The organism is Paenibacillus sp. FSL H8-0537, assembly GCF_038051995.1.
Classification (GTDB): domain Bacteria; phylum Bacillota; class Bacilli; order Paenibacillales; family Paenibacillaceae; genus Pristimantibacillus.
On the sequence record NZ_CP150290.1, the window covers coordinates 241,937 to 261,981 of the forward strand.

16 protein-coding genes and 2 riboswitches are annotated in these 20,045 nt (G+C 49.8%); of the genes, 13 read left to right on the forward strand and 3 right to left on the reverse strand.

Annotated features, from left to right (window positions below; all coding sequences use genetic code 11):
- Positions 1 to 57 precede the first annotated feature (57 nt).
- Together speE and speB are read left to right on the forward strand one after the other, a co-directional pair.
- Complete coding sequence (speE, locus tag MHB80_RS01050; RefSeq protein WP_341280444.1) at positions 58 to 885, forward strand: polyamine aminopropyltransferase; 828 nt, start codon at positions 58 to 60, stop codon at positions 883 to 885.
- Positions 886 to 916: 31 nt separating this feature from the next.
- A complete protein-coding gene (gene speB, locus MHB80_RS01055; protein WP_046229589.1) occupies positions 917 to 1,786 on the forward strand; it encodes an agmatinase in 870 nt (289 codons plus the stop codon).
- Between the two features lie 147 nt (positions 1,787 to 1,933).
- Here the strand turns inward: speB and MHB80_RS01060 are convergent, their stop codons facing one another.
- Both MHB80_RS01060 and MHB80_RS01065 read right to left on the reverse strand, forming a co-directional pair.
- Positions 1,934 to 2,485 carry a guanylate kinase gene (locus MHB80_RS01060; protein ID WP_341280445.1) on the reverse strand — a complete coding sequence of 184 codons (552 nt, stop codon included), beginning with the start codon at positions 2,483 to 2,485 and terminating at the stop codon, positions 1,934 to 1,936.
- Positions 2,486 to 2,643: 158 nt separating this feature from the next.
- A complete protein-coding gene (locus tag MHB80_RS01065) occupies positions 2,644 to 4,332 on the reverse strand; it encodes a PucR family transcriptional regulator ligand-binding domain-containing protein (protein WP_341280446.1) in 1,689 nt (562 codons plus the stop codon).
- Between the two features lie 229 nt (positions 4,333 to 4,561).
- On the opposite strand from MHB80_RS01065, the gene allC reads away from it, so the two are divergent.
- From allC to MHB80_RS01080, 3 genes are all read left to right on the forward strand, one after another.
- Positions 4,562 to 5,875 (forward strand): allantoate deiminase, encoded by a 1,314-nt coding sequence (gene allC / locus MHB80_RS01070; RefSeq protein WP_341280447.1) that lies wholly within the window; start codon positions 4,562 to 4,564, stop codon positions 5,873 to 5,875.
- Positions 5,872 to 7,122, forward strand: a complete 1,251-nt coding sequence (locus tag MHB80_RS01075) for an alanine--glyoxylate aminotransferase family protein (RefSeq protein ID WP_341280448.1) — start codon at positions 5,872 to 5,874, stop codon at positions 7,120 to 7,122. The genes allC and MHB80_RS01075 overlap by 4 nt, the downstream gene beginning before the upstream one ends.
- A 394-nt stretch (positions 7,123 to 7,516) precedes the next feature.
- Positions 7,517 to 8,842 carry a cation:dicarboxylase symporter family transporter gene (locus MHB80_RS01080; RefSeq protein WP_341280449.1) on the forward strand — a complete coding sequence of 442 codons (1,326 nt, stop codon included), beginning with the start codon at positions 7,517 to 7,519 and terminating at the stop codon, positions 8,840 to 8,842.
- A gap of 91 nt (positions 8,843 to 8,933) precedes the next feature.
- Here the strand turns inward: MHB80_RS01080 and MHB80_RS01085 are convergent, their stop codons facing one another.
- On the reverse strand, positions 8,934 to 9,206 hold the full coding sequence (locus tag MHB80_RS01085; protein ID WP_341280450.1) for a hypothetical protein: 273 nt from the start codon (positions 9,204 to 9,206) through the stop codon (positions 8,934 to 8,936).
- 160 nt (positions 9,207 to 9,366) lie between these two features.
- On the opposite strand from MHB80_RS01085, the gene MHB80_RS01090 reads away from it, so the two are divergent.
- From MHB80_RS01090 to MHB80_RS01125, 8 genes are all read left to right on the forward strand, one after another.
- Complete coding sequence (locus MHB80_RS01090; protein ID WP_341280451.1) at positions 9,367 to 9,885, forward strand: DNA-deoxyinosine glycosylase; 519 nt, start codon at positions 9,367 to 9,369, stop codon at positions 9,883 to 9,885.
- Between the two features lie 81 nt (positions 9,886 to 9,966).
- A complete protein-coding gene (locus tag MHB80_RS01095; protein ID WP_341280452.1) occupies positions 9,967 to 10,413 on the forward strand; it encodes a DUF1934 domain-containing protein in 447 nt (148 codons plus the stop codon).
- A gap of 2 nt (positions 10,414 to 10,415) precedes the next feature.
- Positions 10,416 to 12,095, forward strand: coding sequence for an arginine--tRNA ligase (gene argS, locus MHB80_RS01100; protein WP_341280453.1), 1,680 nt, complete (start codon positions 10,416 to 10,418; stop codon positions 12,093 to 12,095).
- A 352-nt stretch (positions 12,096 to 12,447) separates the two neighbouring features.
- Positions 12,448 to 13,464: a glycosyltransferase family 2 protein gene (locus MHB80_RS01105; protein ID WP_341280454.1), complete on the forward strand. Its 1,017-nt coding sequence runs from the start codon at positions 12,448 to 12,450 to the stop codon at positions 13,462 to 13,464.
- Positions 13,465 to 13,467: 3 nt separating this feature from the next.
- A complete protein-coding gene (locus MHB80_RS01110) occupies positions 13,468 to 14,727 on the forward strand; it encodes a mannosyltransferase family protein (protein ID WP_341280455.1) in 1,260 nt (419 codons plus the stop codon).
- Between the two features lie 88 nt (positions 14,728 to 14,815).
- A riboswitch (cyclic di-GMP riboswitch) is annotated at positions 14,816 to 14,903 on the forward strand.
- 80 nt (positions 14,904 to 14,983) lie between these two features.
- A riboswitch (cyclic di-GMP riboswitch) is annotated at positions 14,984 to 15,071 on the forward strand.
- Positions 15,072 to 15,156: 85 nt separating this feature from the next.
- Positions 15,157 to 16,104 carry a glycosyl hydrolase gene (locus MHB80_RS01115; RefSeq protein ID WP_341280456.1) on the forward strand — a complete coding sequence of 316 codons (948 nt, stop codon included), beginning with the start codon at positions 15,157 to 15,159 and terminating at the stop codon, positions 16,102 to 16,104.
- 421 nt (positions 16,105 to 16,525) lie between these two features.
- On the forward strand, positions 16,526 to 18,724 hold the full coding sequence (locus tag MHB80_RS01120; protein WP_341282822.1) for a glycosyltransferase: 2,199 nt from the start codon (positions 16,526 to 16,528) through the stop codon (positions 18,722 to 18,724).
- A gap of 66 nt (positions 18,725 to 18,790) precedes the next feature.
- Positions 18,791 to 20,038: a Wzz/FepE/Etk N-terminal domain-containing protein gene (locus tag MHB80_RS01125; RefSeq protein WP_341280457.1), complete on the forward strand. Its 1,248-nt coding sequence runs from the start codon at positions 18,791 to 18,793 to the stop codon at positions 20,036 to 20,038.
- Positions 20,039 to 20,045: the final 7 nt, after the last annotated feature.

A 20,045-nucleotide genomic window follows, 5' to 3' on the forward strand; every position in this document is an offset into this window, starting at 1 on the left:
ACCTCGTTCTACTATAATACAGATTGAACCATTGACGGAAAGAAGGGATATCACGCTATGGAATTGTGGTACACGGAAAAACAAACGGACAGCTTCGGCATTACGGCGAAGATTACAGAAACTTATGTTACGGAACAAACGGACTTTCAAAAGCTCGATATGATTGAGACGGAAGAATTCGGAACGATGCTCGTATTGGATGGCATGGTTATGACGACCGTTAAGGATGAGTTCGTTTACCACGAGATGGTGGCGCACCCGATCCTGTTCACGCACCCGAACCCTGAGCATGTGCTCGTTGTGGGCGGCGGCGACGGCGGTGTTATTCGCGAAATCATGAAACACCCTAAGGTGAAAAAAGCGGTCCTCGTTGACATCGACGGCAAAGTTATCGAATATTCGAAAAAATATTTGCCGACCATTGCTGGCGAGCTGGACAACCCGCGCGTAGAAGTTATCGTGAATGACGGCTTCATGCATATCCACGATCACAAAAACACGTATGATGTCATTATGGTTGACTCCACTGAGCCAGTTGGCCCTGCAGCCAACCTGTTCACACGCGGCTTCTATCAAGGTATTTACGAAGCGCTGAAGGAAGATGGCATTTTCGTTGCACAGACAGACAACCCGTGGTTTAAAGCTGACCTGATCCAAAGCGTCAATAAAGATGTGAAAGAAGTGTTCCCAATCGTGCGTGTATACGGTGCGAACATTCCTACGTATCCAAGCGGCCTGTGGACATTTACGCTGGGCAGCAAAAAATACGATCCGCTTGAGGTTGACGAAGCATCGATCGCCGAGATCGATACGAAATATTACACTCCGCGCCTTCACAAAGCGGCATTCGTGCTGCCTAAATTTGTGGAAGACCTGATTAAATAAGCAAACGTACAGAAAGCGAGGACAAGCCCTCATGAAACTCGATCAAAAATATTCCGGCAACGTCTTCATCCTGAGCTCTGAGGATTATGCGGCTTCCAAAGCGGTAATCTACGGCATGCCGATGGATTTTACCGTCAGCTTCCGTCCAGGCTCGCGCTTCGGCCCTCCGCGTATTCGCGAGGTATCGATTGGCCTGGAAGAATACAGCCCGTATCTCGACCGCAGCCTGGAAGAGATTGAATACTTCGACGCAGGCGACCTGCTGCTGCCATTCGGCAACGCGGCACGCAGCCTCGAAATTATCGGCGAATTTGTTCGCGGCGTTCTGAATGATGGCAAAATGCCAGTTGGAATGGGCGGCGAGCATCTCGTATCGTGGCCGATTTTCCAAGAGGTATATGCGAAATATCCGGATCTTGCGATCATTCATTTTGATGCGCATGCGGATTTGCGTGAAAGCTATGAAGGCGAGCCTTTGTCGCACTCCACGCCGCTGCGCAAAGCAGCAGGACTGCTTGGCGGCAAAAACATTTACCAATTCGGTATTCGTTCGGGCTCCCGCGAGGAGTTCCAATATGCCCGCGAGAACATTAATTTCCACCCGTTCGAGGTGCTGGAGCCTTTGAAAAAAGTGCTTCCGGAGCTGGCAGGACGTCCGGTTTACTTGACGATCGACATCGATGTGCTTGATCCTTCGGCAGCGCCGGGCACAGGTACGGCAGAAGCAGGCGGCATTACATCGAAAGAGCTGATCGAGGCGGTTCACGCTATCGCAGCTTCCGGTGTAAACGTTGTTGGCTGCGACCTTGTAGAAGTAGCGCCTGCTTATGACCCAACGGAGCAAACGCAAATCGTTGCTGCGAAGGTCATTCGCGAAATGCTGCTTGGTTTTATTAAGTAGCCGATCGCAAGCGACAGGCTCAGAAGAAAGTTGTGAATGCCTGCCTAGACGAGCGTTATTGCATCGTCAGGCGGGCTTTTTTTATGCATGCAAAAGGAGCCGCTCTGCTGTTGCAAAGCGGCTCCTTTTGTATGCAATTAACTCTGATTATAAATGCGATTGTATCGCCTCGCGAATTTTCATCATCGTGCGATTCAGGTCGAGATTTTCCAGCACATGCTCGCATTGCTTGCGGTAGACGACCTCTTCGGTGTAAATCGAGATGTAGTTGTTGATCACCTCCGCAGGAAGCCCCTTCGCCTCCAGCCGCTCAATGACCGTGCGTTTTTCTACGTACAAGAAGATGCGGACGACTTGCTCGCCGTACAGCTTCTTGATTAGCGAAGCGCCATCGCTGTTGAGAATCATGTACACATGCTTGCCCTCGCTCAGTAAATCAGTGAGCTCATGAGTGCGGATACCATAATGATGCTTATGGATAGCGGCGATTTCAATAAAATCGCCGCTTGCGTTCATGCGGTCAAAGCGTTCTTGCTCAATATAATGATAGTCGCGGTCAGGCGGCTCAGAATCTCTTGGAGGGCGTGTTGTGTAAGAGCTGACATGCTTGATGCCAAGTTCCTTGCCAATCCGGTGAGCCATCGTTTTTCTTCCAGATCCGCTAGTACCGGTGAAAATGAAGATATAAGGTCCAGCCATAGCCTGTCGCCTCCTTCTCCGTATGAAAATATAAGGCTTCCATAAGCCTATCGCTTATAAAGTCTTACATTTATGAAGGATAACATTCGACAAAAATCGTGCGAATCCTTCTTTATAGAAGTAGTCGTCATGTTAATATTCAATAAATTGGTAAAAAATTACGATCCCGGCGGCTCTAAAATTTGGCCGATGAGATAAGCAATACGGAAGCGCAAATTGTCGTTGTCATTTCGCAGCTTGCGGCCTGTAAGCTGCTCGCATTTTTCCAAGCGGTAAATGACGGTATTGCGGTGTACGAACAGCTGCTTTGCCGTTTCGGCGATCTGGCAGTTGTTGCTGTGGTAAACGACGAGCGTTCGCATCAGCTCGCTGCGCTCTTTGTCCTCCAGCCGGTTCAGCTCCTTGAACATGTCGTTGTGAAATTTTCTCAGCTCCTGGGCTGGCAGCAAGCGAAGCAAATCCGTCAGCTCCTTGGCATGGTAAAACTGCACGAATCGGCGCTTGCGGCTGGTGAATGCTGTCTCCCAGGCGTCAACCGCTTCCTTGTAGGTCGCAGGAATGTCGGTCAGCTTCTTGACCGGGTTGCCAATGCCGAAGGAGACGGGGATGCCTGAGCTTTCGAATACCTGATCACTGATTCGAGCCAGCAGTTCTGGTGCCACTGTCTGAGCTTCCTCGGGCTGGAAGGTGAGCAGGAGCACAAGCCAGCTTTTCTTGCTGAAAATGATAAAGGACAGCCCCTGCTCCTTGAAAGCGGCCTTTAAGCTGTCATACAGCTCCTCATAGTCGGCTAGCTGCTGTTCTTCAAACGGCTTTGCTTTGAATGATGCTTGGAAAACGGCTTTGAATGCTGCAGTGTTGGCGGGTTCATCAGCGCTGCTATCTGGCTTTGCCACAATACACAAGGAGGAAGTGGTGCCAGCGTTCAGGCCATACCGTTGGCCGCGGCGCAGCATTTCCTGCTCGGAGGTGACGAGGCCGTCTACAAAATCCGAAAACAGATCATTTTTGTAGCGCCGCGACCGCTCCTTGACCGCCTGCGTCTTCAGCAGCTCAAAGCTAATGACGTTGGCAGCTTGTTCCATAGCGAGCGCCGGAAGCTGCTGGAGCTGGTACGAATGCTGGAGTGAGACGAGAAAGCCTTGCGGCTGATACGTCTTGATCGGATGCACGGCAACATGGTTGAAGACGCTGGGCTCAGGGGCAGTCAGGCAGAAGACGGATTCCTTGTCCTGTGCGCTCAGCGAGCCTACTGCCAAGGAGATTTGAGGGAGCATGCGGGAATACGGCTCTTTCTGAAAATGGGACGAAGCCGCAACTAGCGTAAGCTTCGAATCAAACAGCAGCGTAGGGCTGCTCAGCAGCGCCGCGAGCTCCTGAACAATTTCGTGAATCCCCTGTCCCTTGAGCACAATATTGGAAAAGTGGCGATGGCTCTCCAGCGCATATCGCAGCTCATCGGTCTGCTTCTCCAAAATAAAGCCCAGCGATTGATTGAGTATATCGCCAAGCGACACATCAAGCGACAATTCAATAAGCGGGAATTGCAGCTCATTCGCTCGGGCGATAGCGGCTTCCGGCATTTCGGCAAGGAAACGCTTCGTCTTGATGCCGAGGCCTGCACAGCCGACGGCGGCCATTGAGGTGATTAGCGCGACGAGATCCTGCGGCGTATCTTTAAGTGCATAAGCAGTCGTGACGAGCAGCTCCTGCGGCTTAATATAATGAATGATATCCGGGGCATCCATTAAATTGACGGTGCTGACCTTGCGGTTTAGTCCGGCGTGCCCGGCAGCAACCGTCGAGCCGGAGAGGGAAGGTATTTTCAATAGATCGGCTAAAATCATCGGTTCCGCTTCCTCGCTCTCTTCATGTGAGAATAGATAACGCGAATATATCATTTTTATAGCTGAAAAACAATGAAAATAAGTTAATGTAACCAATGAACAGTTATATCATTAGTTAAGTTGAACAATGACTTGCTCGTGTGCCGGTGATTATAATGAAGGTATGTTAGATAAACTGTGCGATTGGAAGAGGATAGGAAGCGGACTAGCGTCAGAAGGAGGTGGCACCATGAGTGGCAGCGCACTGGGAACGGTAAAAGAGCGGGAAGCGCTTATTTCGTCGCTTGCTGAAGATTTGGAACAGCTGCTGGTATGGTTGTCTGGTTATGGAAGGCAGGAAGGCGGCGGAGTGACGCGGCTGTTGTATTCTGAAGCATGGAAGGAAGCGCAGCTGGCGCTTGCTGAACGAATGCGTATGAGCGGGCTTATGCCTTCCTTCGATCGGGTGGGCAACTTGTATGGCAGGCTGGAGGGGGCGGAAGTCGCCCTTCCCTCTATCCTGACTGGCTCTCATGTCGATACAGTCAAAAACGGCGGCCTATACGATGGCGCGTTTGGCATAGCGGCAGGGATTATAGCGCTGGATTATTTGAAAAAGCATTATGGAGCGCCTAGGCGCAGCCTGGAGGTTGTATCCTTTTGTGAAGAGGAAGGCAGCCGTTTTCCCATCGCTTATTGGGGCTCTGGCAGTGTGACGGGCCGCTTTAAGCTGGAGGATGCGGAAAGCGTAGCCGATACGGATGGTGTGCGGCTGGAGGATGCCATGCGGCAGGCGGGCTTCGGTGCTGAGGGAAGTGCTGCGGGCAAAGGCGTGGATGGGCCGAGCGAAGCTGAACGGCGCGACATTGCGGCTTTCGTGGAAATTCACGTGGAGCAGGGAATTGTGCTGGAGCGCGAGCAATTGCAAATCGGAGTGGTTGAGGCGATTGTAGGCCAGCAGCGCTATACGGTAACGGTGACGGGCGAAGCCAACCATGCGGGAACGACGCCAATGGTTTGGCGCAAGGATGCCATGCGCGGAGCTAGCAAAATGATTGATTGGCTGCTGGATGCCGCTGCTCAGCAAGGGGCTCCGCTCGTGGCGACAACAGGCTATATGGAGGTTCGGCCAAATGTAACGAATGTCATACCGCGGGAAGTATCCTTTACCGTTGATGTACGGCATACGGATGAACGGGCTCTGGCGTTATTTTGCGGCCAATTTCATGAGCGCTTTGGCGAAATCGCTGCCTCCCTGGGGCTTGAGCTGCATATTAAGCATTGGATGAATACGGCTCCGGTCGGTATGGATGAACAGCTGACTAGGCAGGTGGAGCAAATTTGCGAGCGAAATGGCATTGCTCACCGCCGCATGGTCAGCGGAGCGGGGCATGATGTGCAGGAGCTGCAAAGCATTTGCCCTTCAGCAATGATTTTTGTTCCAAGCCGTGATGGAGTTAGCCATTCGCCGCTTGAGCATACCGATTCGCTGCAGCTTGCAGAAGGGACGGCCGTGCTGATAGAGCTTTTATACCAACTTGCCTATGGAGAGGGTTCCCTATGAAAAAATATAAAGATTTATCCCCTACGCCGCGTACGATTATGACTCCGGGTCCGGTAGAGGTTGACCCGCGTGTGCTTCGCGCGATGTCTTATCCGATTTTGGGGCAGTTTGACCCCGAATTTACAGGTCTGATGAATGAAACGATGGGCATGCTTCGCGAGCTGTTCCAGACGGAAAATGAGTGGGCGTTCCCGATCGATGGCACATCGCGCTCCGGGCTGGAAGCGGTGCTGACGAGCGTCATTGAGCCGGGCATGAAGGTGCTGATTCCGATCTATGGCCGCTTCGGTCATCTGCTTGCGGAAATTTCCGAGCGCTGTGGGGCAAATCTAGTGATCTTGGAGCAGGAGTGGGGTCAGGTGTTTGACCCTGATGAGGTCATTAGAGCGATTAAACGCGAGCAGCCTGCTGTCGTGGCGTTGGTGCATGGCGAAACGTCGACGGGGCGCATACAGCCGCTGGCAGAAATCGGCCGAGCGTGCCGGGAGCTGGATGTGCTGTTCATTGTAGATGCGGTTGCGACGATTGGCGGTGTTCCGGTCGAGACGGACAACTGGTGTATCGACGCTGTCATTGGCGGAACGCAGAAATGCTTGTCCGTCCCTTCGGGCATGGCGCCAATTACGTATAACAGCCGAATGGAGCGGCATATCATGCAGCGCAAGCGTATTGAACGCGGGCTGCGTGATCCGGGCGAACCGCTGCCCCAGCTGGGCCGGACGATTCGGAGCAACTATTTTGACCTCAGCCAGCTTCAGGATTATTGGAGTGCAGCGCGGCTGAATCATCACACGGAAGCGACATCGATGCTGTATGCGCTGCGCGAAGGGCTGCGGATTTTGCTGGAGGAGGGGCTGGAGGCGCGTTTTGCCCGCCATCTGCTTAATGAGCGTGCGCTCGTCTCCGGCATTGAGGGGATGGGACTGGAGCTTTATGGCAATCCGGCATGCAAGCTGCCTGTTGTCACCTGCGTCGTTATTCCGGACGGCGTGGATGGTGAAGCAGTCCGAGCGATGCTGCTGGAGCAGTTCAGTATTGAAATTGCCAGCTCATTCGGTGTATTGAAGGGGAAAATATGGCGGATTGGCACGATGGGCTATAGCTGCCGCAAGCAAAATGTGCTGCAGGTTCTCGGCGCGCTAGAAGCTGTCTTGACCTATTATGGTGTGGACGTTGCTAAAGGTGCTGCTGTGCAGAAGGCACTCGCTGTCTATCGGGAAGCGGAAGCTGGCAGCAGCTTGCATTAAGTCGTCCAGTGGGTGCCTGCTGAGCTGGGAGAGCATTTGTCCCGTTGGGGGCAGGGGCTCCTGCCCTCCTGCCCGTGTAATAGCAATCGCTTGGCATAGTGAATAGAGTAGGAGTCCGCCCATTGTGGCGGGCTTTTTTCTATTTGATCGTGTTAGCGAGTTTTTACTGCCTGGACAGTATGAATCTGGTTGCGTTTGTGCTGAGGCTAATGGGCAAGTGGGGGAGGTTTGTTGAAGGTTTGTTATAAAATGTGGTGTTATCTAACATGACTAAAAACGAGGCATTCTTTTTGGTTACTATAGACAATGTAAAAAATCTGCATTCCCCTTATAATGATGTTAGTAAATAGTACTTAATAAGTTATGAAACATAACATAATAGGGGGATTAAAGGATGGAACAAACTAAAAAATCGCGTCAGCCATTTTACAAAGGACTATTTTTTCAAATTATGCTGTCAATTGTGGCAGGTATTGCGGTTGGATACTTGTGGCCTACGTTCGGCGTAGCCCTGAAGCCTGTCGGGGACGGCTTTATCCGCCTTATTAAAATGGTCATTGCGCCGCTCGTTTTCGTCGTTGTTGTGCTGGGCATTGCCAAGGTGGGCAACATTAAGACGGTAGGGCGGATCGGCGGGAAGACGCTGCTTTATTTTGAAGTGATCACGACGCTTGCACTCATTATCGGGATGGTCATTGCGAATCTAATGAATCCCGGCGCTGGCATGAACATTGATCCGGCAACGCTATCGACGGACGGGGTTGAGCAGGCGACGAAAAACGGTCATTTGCCTAGCGGCTCGGAGTTTTTCCTCAACATTATCCCAGAGAGTGCTGTAGCGGCATTTTCAACGAATACAATGCTGCAGGTATTGCTGGTTTCCTGCTTCGTGGGTTTTGCCATTGTTCATATCGGCGGCCGTACGTCTGAGGTTCTAGTCGATTTTCTGGATCATGTAAGCAAAGTTATCTTTCAAATTATGGGCTATATTATGAAGCTTACGGCAATAGCTACATTTGGTGCGATGGCCTTTATGGTCAGCCAATATGGCGTTCAGACGCTGATGGCATTCGGCAAGCTTTTCCTTGCCATGACGGTCGCGTGTGTGCTGTTCCTGCTCCTGCTGGCTGTTGTCATGCGAGTGTTCGTGGGCATTAGCCTATGGAAGCTGATCATGCTGGTGCGGGAGGAAATCGTATTTGCCTTTGCCACAGGCTCGACGGAGGCGGTTATGCCGCAGCTCATGAACAAATTTGAAAAAGCGGGCTGTGACCGCGCTGTAGTCGGACTAGTTGTGCCGACAGGCTATTCGTTTAATTTGGATGGCGCCTCCATCTATCTTTCGCTTGCTGTAGTGTTTTTGGCGCAGGCGACAGGTGTAGATCTCGGTTTGAAGGAGCAACTGGTGCTGCTTGGCGTGTTATTGCTTACCTCGAAAGGGATGGCGGGCATTCCGGGCTCGGCATTTGTCGCCTTATCCGCTACTGCGGCAAGCACAGGCTCTATATCGATGGCTGCGGTTGCGCTCATGCTGGCGCCTGACCGCATTATGGGCAACTTCCGGACGACGGTCAACATTATTGGCTATTCGGTCGCGACGTTTGTAATTGCCCGCTGGGAGGGGCTGCTCGATAAGGGGCTTGCGCAGCAGGCCATGCAGCGCAAGGCGGTGGCTGAGGCTCCGGGTGTGGTTGAGAAAGCGCCGGTTGTCAGCAAATAAACGATTGAGGCTGCGGGGCTGTTTATGCATGGATAAGTGAGGCCTGGGTGGCAATTGGAGGGGGAAGCGGAGAAGCTATGCTTGCCCCAGCTCAGGGTCCGAAAAAAAGCACGGCGAGCGGTGAAAACATAAAAATATACCAGCTGAGCAGCAGAAAGTTGACCGTTGCGATAGCTGCGCACCAACTAGATTGTTTCCTAGCCTGGAATGGGCCGAATAAGCTTATGATTGAGCCTGCTAGGCTGCTTGCAAACCCAATAAGCCACTGCGAGCCGAACAGCTGTAGTTTTGTTATTAAAAAATAGACGGTTAAAAGTGCCATACATGCGGCTAATAAGGTAAGTGTGCTGCGTGCTTTGCTCATTTGATCAGCTCCTTGTCTTTTTATTTTAGAAAAATAATGCGGATTGAAGAAGTACTAACTTTGTGTAGTACTTCTTTTTAGCGTGTCTTTATTTGCGCGCGAGATATTTCCCTTCAAAAATGCCATAATAGAAAAAAAGCTGGCAGGGGGTGACAGAGTGATGACAGAGCGTGTTTATTCTTTTCCACCCGTCATTGATGAGCGGGCCCGCGTGCTGGTGCTGGGGACGGCGCCGAGCGTGAAATCGCTGGAGCATCGCCAGTTCTACGGTCATCCGCGGAACTATTTTTGGGGAATGGTGTATGGGTTGTTTGACGCTGGAGCACCGGACGAGGATTATGCGAAGCGGCTCGCTTTTTTGCAGGAGCATCGGCTGGCGGTGTTCGACGTCATTGAATCCTGCGAGCGCGAGGGCAGCCTTGATGTGAACATTAAAGATGAGAAGCCCAATGATCTGCCAGCGCTGCTGGCGCAATATCCGGGGCTGCGCTGCTTTGCATTTAATGGAACGAAGGCGTACGATACGTTTCGAAAATATTTTCGCGAGCATCGGGCGTTTGACTCGCTCGCGCTGCTCAAGATGCCGTCAACGAGCCCGATTCCGACGCAGAAAATGCGAAACCTTGAGGACCGGATCGAAGCGTGGCGCGGCATTATTCCTTTTTTGGAAAAACAGTAATCGCCCTTAAGCGTTGAAATTGCAGGGATACGTGTATATAGTAGAAGCATACGTTAAGACTGAAAATACAGGAGCACGAGCATGTCAGAAAGAATGAACGTCAGCATTAAGCTGGAAAGCAGGCAGGATGGCGCTGTTCAGGTGGGTGAGCACCGCGGAGAGCTGTTTCGCAAGGACCGCTCGCTCTATATCCGCTATGAGGAAACGGTCGAAGGCGAAGCGAATTCAGAGCCAATCAGGTCGCTTATTCGCTATCGCCAAGGCGAGCTGCTTATTACGCGCCGGGGAGCGGTAGATTCGGAGCAGCTTTTCGCTATTGGCGGCAAGCGGGCTGGACGCTATCGGTCCCCATTTACGTCTTTTCAAATGGAGACGGAGACGGGGCAGCTCGCGCTTCAGGCGGAGGGCGCTGCTGCAGGAGAACTGGCGGAGCCTCCTTTTTCAATAGAATGGAAGTATGATTTGTGGATCGACGAGCATTTATCTGGCCGATTTCATATTCGGCTGCATATTCAGGGGGAACAGTAACGATGAGTGGAAATGTATTAGAACAATTGTATGAGCAGGTAAAAGCGGCTATTGCCGATGCGGCAGTAGCCGGCGGGCTCGCAGCACGCGAGGAGCTTCCGGCATTCGTGCTGGAGGTGCCTAAGGATAAAGAGCATGGCGATTTGGCGACCAACGCAGCGATGCAGCTGACTAAGCTGGCGAAGAAAAATCCGCGGATGATCGCCGAAACGATTATCGCGAATCTCGACTATGCGAAAGCATCGATCCAATCGGCTGAAATTGCGGGGCCAGGCTTCATTAACTTCCGTATGGACAAAAGCTATTTGTACAGCGTTGTTGGCGAGGTTGTCTCAGGTGGCGACAACTATGGACGTACGCAAATCGGCGCAGGCAAGCGCGTGGAGATGGAGTTCGTCAGCGCTAACCCAACGGGCAGCCTTCATCTTGGACATGCACGCGGTGCGGCGGTTGGCGATGCGCTGTGCAATGTGCTTGAATATGCGGGCTTCGAAGTGACCCGCGAATATTATATTAACGACGCCGGCAATCAGGTGAACAACCTGGCAAAGTCGATTGAAGCGCGCTACCAGCAGGCGCTGGGCAAGGAAGCGGAGATGCCGGAGGACGGCTACCACGGCGCGGATATTATTGGTTTCGGAGGGCTGCTTGCTGAGCAGGAAGGCGATCGTCTGCTGAGCCTCAGCACGGAGGACCGTCTGGAGTTTTTCCGCAGCTTCGGCCTGGAGCGCGAGCTGGACAAGATCAAGCATGATCTTAATCGCTTCCGCGTTGGCTTCGATATCTGGTACAGCGAAACGTCGCTTTACAAGAACGGCAAGGTTGAGCAGGCGCTGGAAGCGCTCAAGGAAAAGGGTCATGTATACGAGGAAGAGGGCGCAACCTGGCTCGATACGATGCCTTTCGGCGATGACAAAAATCGCGTGCTCGTCAAAAATGACGGCTCCTACACCTATTTGACGCCCGACATCGCATACCATATGGACAAGTACAGCCGCGGCTACGACCGGATGATCAATATCTGGGGTGCAGACCACCACGGCTACATTCCGCGCGTTAAAGCGGCGATGGAGGCGCTTGGCAACGATCCAGGCAAGCTGGTCGTATTGATTGCCCAGATGGTCAGCCTGTTCCAGGACGGCGAAAAGGTGAAAATGTCCAAGCGTACCGGCAAAGCGGTAACGATGCAGGATTTGATGGATGAGGTAGGCGTAGACGCCATCCGTTATTTCTTCACGATGCGCAGCATGGACTCGCATCTGGATTTTGATATGGATCTCGCGATTTCGACATCCAACGAGAACCCGGTGTTTTATGTGCAATATGCGCATGCGCGGATTTGCAGCATTTTCCGTCAGGCACAGGAGCAAAGCCTTGCGCTGCTGCCGCTTGAGCAGATCGACCTCAGCAAGCTGACGTCGGAAGCCGAATATGACCTGCTGCGCAAGCTCGGAGAGCTGCCGCAGGAAGTGGCGGAAGCAGCGGAGCAGTATGCGCCGCACCGCATCGTTCGCTATATATATGAACTGGCCTCCCAGTTCCACAGCTATTACAGAGCAGAACGCGTTATTACCGAAGACGCGGCGCAGACTCAAGCACGCCTTGCGCTGCTTGGCGCTATTCGCACCGTCATTGCAAATGCGCTTCGCCTCGTCGGTGTTTCGGCCCCGCAACAAATGTAATATTACCCATGCAGACAAAGATCAGCCTTTGCGGCAGCGGTGGCAGACAGCTACTCGTGCCGCAAGGGCTTTTTTTTCAAAGAAATGGAGCATAATACGGTCTAAAGGCAAGTGGCCCCAGATACTTCCTTTCTCGGAATGAAACGCGCTGCGCCGCCAGAGGATGGCGACAGCCGTTTCACCTTGAAATATAGGAAAGGATATGATTATCCATCCATTCTCTACATTTCTCGGACTGAAACGCGCTGCGCCGCCGGAGGTGGCGACAGCCGTTTCACCTTGCTTTAACCAAGGTATGCTATTATACTAATTGTCGAAAATGGACAACATCATAGAGAGCGAGGGAAAATTCATGAGAGGCGATGAGTCCGATTTGCCTATTGTATCGATTGTCATGCCCTGCTATAACGAGGAAGAAGCGCTGCCGGAAACGGTAAGACAAATGTCCCTGCTGCTGGAACGGCTGGTGAAGGAAAGAAAGGTGTCCGAGCAGAGCAAAATGCTGCTTGTAGATGATGGCAGCCGCGATAAAACGTGGTCGCTTATTGATTCCTTCCACCGGAGCAACCGTTTTGTGAGCGGGCTGAAGCTTTCTCGTAACGTTGGGCATCAGCGGGCACTTCTTGCGGGCTTGTTGACGGCGAAGGAATATGCGGATTGCATAATTTCCATCGATGCCGATTTGCAGGACGATATTACGGTGATCGACGAGTTTATTGAGAAGTACAAGCAGGGCTACGAGGTCGTATACGGCGTGCGCAACAAGCGGACAACCGATACGATGTTCAAAAAGTTCAGCGCGCAATTTTTCTACAAATTAATGATTAAGCTTGGCGTCAACGTCGTTTACAATCATGCGGATTACCGGATGATGAGCAGGAAGGTCGTTGATAAGCTGGAGGAGTACCAGGAGGTCAATCTGTTCCTGCGCGGCATCATTCCTACCATCGGATTTAAATCCGACAGCGTGTATTATGATCGTCTGGAGCGAACCGCTGGCGAATCGAAATATCCCCTGAAAAAAATGCTCATCTTCGCATGGGAAGGGATTACCTCCTTCAGTGTGTCTCCTATCCGCGCAGTATCGGTTGTCGGCTTTTTCATGTCGGTCATGAGCCTTTTGTTCGCCTTTTATGTATTCGTACGGCATTTGCAGGGCAACACGGTATCCGGCTGGAGCTCGATGATTCTTTCGATTTGGTTCATTGGCGGCATTCAGCTGCTATGCATTGGACTAATTGGCGAATATATCGGCAAAATTTACATTGAAACGAAGAAAAGGCCGAAATACTTCGTTGAAACAGAGCTGCATAACGTTGTATTGGCGGAGCCGAAAACGAAAACGCAGCAATTACAAGAGACGAGGTGACGAATGGAATCGCTGCTGCTTAAAGCAAAATCGAACACGCAAGTTTTGATCTTCCTGCTTTCCTTGTTTGTCATCACGAGAATATTGCTTTATTTTGCAGGCTTTCTCGGCATGAATCTGTTTCCGAACTATCAAGTACCGCCAGACTATGCGGTCGTACAGGGGCATGATTTCACATCGAGCCAGCTCTCGATCCAGACGGATATTTCACAGCTGAAGAAGCCGAGCTTTGAGGATTTAAGGAAATTTGACAGCGTATGGTATTTGGGTATTGCCGAAAATGGCTACGATACGTATAACATCAATGAACCGCATCCTAGTGCAAATTGGGTGTTTTTCCCTTTATACCCTTTGTTAGTCTTCCTGGTGGAGTCTATATCTAAATATGATTCGACGGTCGTGGGAACGGTTTTATCGAATTTGTTTTTGCTCGTATCGCTCTTATATTTTTATGGTATTTGTTTGAAAAGAGGGCTGAAACAGGAGCACGCCCAAGTTGCGGTGCTGCTGCTGCTTGTTTTTCCGACCGCCATCTTCTATGCCGTGCCTTATACCGAGAGCCTGTTCCTCATGCTGTCGCTTATAACCGTATATTATGCGATGCAAAAGCGATATTTTCTCGCGTTTCTATTCGGGGGCTTGTCCGCTGTGACGCGCAATCTGGGCTTCGTCAACTTGTTTTTCGTTGTGGGGACGCTGTTGATTGAACACAGGCTGTACCGTTTCAAGTGGAAGGACGCAAAATATTTAGGTTATGCTGTTATTTCAGCACTGCCGCTGGCCGGTTATCTATTGTATATGAAATGGCTCACGGGCGATTTGCTGGCTCCGATTACTGAACAAAGCATCAACTGGTATCGCAAGACGGTTGCTCCATTTTCAAACTACATTCATTTTATCCAAAAACCATATTTCTCAGGAAATGGCGGCTGGGAAAATGGCCTGCTTGCCTTTATCATTGCCAATGCCGTCCTCGTCATTTTTGCTGCCTTTCTTATTATGCGCTGGAAAGATATTCGTCGTAATGCACATGAATGGCTGTTTTTTGCATATGGTCTGCTGCTTATGCTCATTCCGTTCGCCAGCGCCGAATTTTTGCAAAGCATTCCACGCTATGTCATGGTCGCGTTCCCCTTCTATATTTATTTTGCGGATGTGCTGAAAAATAATAAGCCGCTGCAAATGTTTTATTTCATGATGTTTTTCCTGCTTCATATTGTGTACGCGATCTGCTACTTTAATGGATATTTTTTCGTTGTATAAATTTATTAAAAAATAATTTGACGAAATTTGCGATCAAGGTGTACAATAACACCATATTACATTAGCTCATACTTTATACCTATTACGTTTAACGAAAAGGCAAACTCAGGGAAACCTGAAGTGCGCAAAGCTACAGGGGCTTCATTCCTAACGGAATATGCTCGCCAGCTGCCGAATTCAACATCGCTTCTTCCTTTATTAATCAAGGTAGACTTTGTTCTTTCGGGAGCAGGGACTATCTTTTTTTATTGCTTCAAACACGAAAAGGCAAGCTCAGGGAAACCTGAAGTGCGCAAAGCTATAGGGGCTTCATTCCTACGGGAATATGCTCGCCAGCTGCCGAAGCCCAACATAGCCTCCTTTGCCTGATGAAGGTGTGGCGTGTTCTTCGGACCACGTACCATCATTCGCTCGGGGGAGGAACTTACAATGAAAAAGACAAAATTCGCACTTACACTCCTTATGCTCGCTTCGACGTTACTCTGGGCACTCCCTGTTAGCGCACAAACGAACTTTTACAATGGAGCATGGATCGGCACTTGGCCGAACCAAAGCTTGAACAACATTGCTGCCTACGAGCAACTGATCGGTGGACACCAAGATGTTGTACATACTTTTGTCAATTCGAATCAAGGGATCAATGAGTGGAAGGGTTTTATGGACTATGTAAATAGTAATGGTTCGATTAACCTACTTACCCTTGAATTTAAAAATAAAAATTACAAAGAATATTCGACTGTTGATATCAACAGAGGCGTAGTAGACGCTTACCTGAAACAAACAGCTAAACAATTGATGAACTGGCAAGCGGCTAATAAAAACCCTGAAATCTGGCTGCGCCTTTTCCACGAAGGCAACGGCAACTGGTACGGCTGGGGCGTTGGCGACAGCACAGTGAACACGAACGAAACCTACAAAGCGGCATTCCAACGTGTCGTTACCATTTTCAAGGAGCAAGGCGCAACAAACATCAAATTCATGTACAACGTAAACGCTGAAAATGTTGGCAAAAACGCTTCGTTTACAGCTATGTACCCAGGCGATGCCTATGTGGACATGCTTTCGATCGATGGCTACAATTTTGGCACGAAAGAATCGTGGAGCTCGTGGAGAACGTTTAACGATGTATTCTATGCTTCTTACCAAGCGCTGACAAGCATGTCGAGCAAGCCAATCATCATCGCTGAAACAGGCACAACCGAAAGCGGCGGCAGCAAAAAAGAATGGGTTATTGATGCTATGAACCAAGTGCAATCGCCAGCGTACAGCCAAATCAAAGGTTTGATCTGGTTCAATGAAAACAAAGAATTGGACTGGCATATCGATTCGTCGGCTGATAGCCTGAGCGCTTACCAAACACTGCAAAAAACACTTTAATAGTTTAAGGGCAGTAGTAAAGGCCTAGGCCCTAACCTCTTCTTTAAATCACTAGCTGGTATAGTACTAAATAGGTATTCTGAAAAAACTCTAATTTCGCGTAAACCGCGTAAAATTAGAGTTTTTTCGTTTTTTTTCTACACATTTTCTTAGAAGATTAAGATGTTAGGAATAAAAATTAACTTTTAAAGGGGCAAGGATTGTGATAAGATAACTTTGAATTTGAGCCTTAGCCGCCAAAAATATCATATTTCCGGCCAATTTAACAAATATCGACAGCGAGAATAGACAGTATAGTCAATCTATGTTGTAGATTAGTCAGAAAAGGAATGGAATTATGGCGAATAAATAGAGCGCAAAGGATTGGGGTTATTTGAAAACAAAAGCTAGGTACATATTAACAACGGTATCCATTGCTATCATGATCGTGTATCTAGTATGGAGACTTGTACAAACACTCCCATCTGGCTGGTCATTAATTTTTGGATCGTTGTTACTATTTTTTGAAATTATTTCTATTTTTCAATCTGTTTTATTCCACATTCTTCTGCTAAAACCCACTGAAAGAAAGCCTGCGCCATTACCTGACAACCTTTATTCTGTGGATGTTACAATCGCTACCTACAATGAACCGCCATCCTTGGTTAGAAAAACCATCCTTGCCTGTAAAAATTTGAATTATCCGGAGCATTTATTAAATATTTGGGTATGTGATGACGGAAAACGAGCGGAAATGAGAGAAGTAGCCGAAGGCTTAGGCGTTCATTATATCGATCGTCCCGGAAACGAGCATGCTAAAGCGGGTAATTTGAATCATGCGCTGACGAAAATGAAGGGCGATTTGCTCCTCACTTTGGATGCAGACATGATGCCAAAACCGGATTTTTTACAGCGAACGGTAGGTTTCTTTGCAGAAAATGAAAAGCTTGCTTACGTTCAAACGCCCCAAGTTTTTTACAATGAGGATATTTTCCAATACAACTACTACCAAGGGCGTAATATTCCGAACGAGCAGGATATGTTTATGCGGCTTGTTCAGTCGGGAAGAGACCGTTTTAATGCTGTTATTTATGTGGGCAGCAACTGTATTTTCCGGCGCAGCGCTATTGATCATATTGGCGGTTTCGTTATTGGCACGATCACGGAGGATTTGGCTACGGGGATGAAGCTTCAATCCAATGGGTTTGATTCTTATTGCTTGAATGAGGTATTGGCACTAGGCCTAACGTCTGAGTCCATATCCGATCAAATTAAACAGCGGGCCCGCTGGGCTAGGGGCACGATACAAACGACGAGGATGTCCAATCCGCTTGAGGCAAAGGGCTTATCGTTGATGCAGCGGCTGCTTTATTTCTCCAACCTACTGTACTGGTACTTTGGCGTTACACGCTTTATGTACATACTGTCTCCCATGCTCTTCTTGACCTTTGGCGTGGCTATTCTTGAAACAAGCTTGCAACAGCTGCTTATCTTCTGGCTGCCTTATTTCTTGTTCTCGATTACTGTAGTGCCTTACTTAACGAATAAGAAGCTCAATGTGTTCTGGAACAACGTTTACGAGACGGCCATGACGCCAACGCTATTCCTCGCAGCCCTTCAGGAAACAATCTTCCGCAAGGCTATCCCCTTTGAGGTGACCCCGAAAGGCATTTATCAGAACAAAACGTCCATTAATTATCGCTATATGATGCCGTTGTTCGTTCTGCTTGTGCTATCAGTTGTGCTGATGGCGATAAATGTGGGGCGTATTGTGGGTGCGGGCGAAAATGAATTGCAGTCCATGCTCATTAATTTGTTCTGGCTTGGTTATAACGGAGTGTTTCTTATTCTCGCGCTGCTGCTGGGTTTTGAACGCCCGCGCATGCGGGAGTCGGAGCGCTTCGCCAAGGAGCTGCCGCTCACTCTTCGTTATATGGAAGATGAAGAGCTGAAGATGGAAAACGTCAAGACGCTGGATATTAGTGAGACAGGCTGCCGTATTTATACGGATACGATTTTGCCGCTTCCGGATCGCATGGAGCTGGACATTCCATTATCACAGGACGCTATACGCGTGACAGCTGAGAAAATATTTTATGATAAGCATGGCTCGGGATACCAGGTAGGCTTCAAGCTTCATTGGAGCAACATTGATGAGGAGCGCAAATGGCTTGCTGAAGTATATGGCAATGCGGATGAGTTCGTTAAGGGCGTTTTTCAGGCGGGCGTATGGACTTCCGTAACCAGTTATATTTCTAATTTCAAGTACACCTATAAATCGATAAATCGCAAGTCTCCGCGAGTTAGGCTGAAGCGCCGCGCTTCGATCTTGGTCGATCAAGAGGACCGTTACCGGACGCAGCTGCTTGATATTAGCTACACGGGCTGCCGAATTGAGCTCCCGCAGAAGGCGGCGATGCATGAAGGCAAGAAGGTCAGGCTGCAAATTATCGGCTCAGCGTTCGAGGCAAACGGGCGTCTCATCCGCGTGGGATGGGCTAGGCGCAATAAGATGACGGCGGCCATTGTCTTCGATGAAGCTTTTGATTTAAGCCTGCTGCTGGGGGAGTCCAGCAGCATACCGCCAAGCAAGGAGCTTCGTTCAGGCATTGTGCCAGCAGAAGCGAACTCCAAGTCATAGTAGGGCGAACACGAATGAAAGCCAAGCTATGACGGCGAATGATTGTTTTGCAAGGGGATGAGAGATTTGGAAATACACAGAATTGTTAAGCTGATCATCCGCAGATTGCCGTTTGTCATTATTCCGGCACTGCTGCTGTCAGCCGCAGTGGGCTATGTGAAGATGCAGAGTCCTCCGTCTTATAAGGCAACGGCTGAAGTTGTAATTACCTCACAAGAGACGAGCGATAATTTTACTTCGATTCAAGGCAGTCTCAAGCTGATGGATACGTATAATGTTATTTTGAAAAATCCACTGATTTTGGAGCAGGTAATTGCGGCGCTTGGCCTGCCTTACAGCACAGATCAACTGGCTGCCAAAGTTAGCGCGAAAAGCGTCGAGCTCTCGCAGGTTATCCGAATTACCGTAACCGATGGTGACCGTAAGCTGGCAGCCTCCATTGCCAACACCGTCGTTAGCGTGTTCCGCTCGCAAAGCTTGGAGTTGTTCAAAATCAACAACATTGTCCTGTTGCATAAAGCAAGCGCGGAAAAGGCGGTTTATGTGAGCGCCAATCCATTATTTTATATGCTGCTTTCGTTTGTTGGCGGGTTGATTGTACTTTTATGCCTGTGGCTTCTGCTGCATATGATGTCGCGCAAGCTGCAGACAGCGGCCGAGGTGCAAGCGATATTCGCTGACGTTCCAATGGAAACAACGAAGCTCGCCAGCCGCTTGGAAACAGCTATCCCGTTTTATGGGGGATGGTTGAAGCGCCGTATGGCAGAGGAGGCGAAGTCGCGTGCACTGCGTTACCGCCATGTGATGGAGAAAAGCGGACAGCGCACATTGGCCTTCGGAACGCTTGGCCGTAAGTTTGCGAGCGGAAATATCAGCAAGCAGCTGGCGATGAAGCTGTCTGGGGAAAGCAAGGTCGCTTGGGTGAGGTTTAACCCGAACGGCAAGCTGCCAAGTATGGCTTCTGGCAAAAAGGGCTATGCGGAATGGCCGATTAACCAAGGCTTTTATGGCAAAATCAAAACCGCTGGAAAGCAGTTGGATTGCATCGAGGTATGTGTAGTAGGCGGAAGTCTTTCCATGAAGACGTCGGCTGAGGAGCTGATGGCACAGCTTCGGGAAAGCTACGAGGTTGTGATCTGGGATTTGCCTTCTTATGTTCATTGCTCGGAAGCGCAGACGATTGCGGAGCTGGCCGATTGGCATACGCTCGTAATCAAGGAGAACCGGGTACTCGCTCCGGTTGCACAGGAATGGAAAAGCCGTCTCGCGGCAACGGATGTTCAGATAAATAGTATCGTGTTTATTGAAGTGTAATCACGTT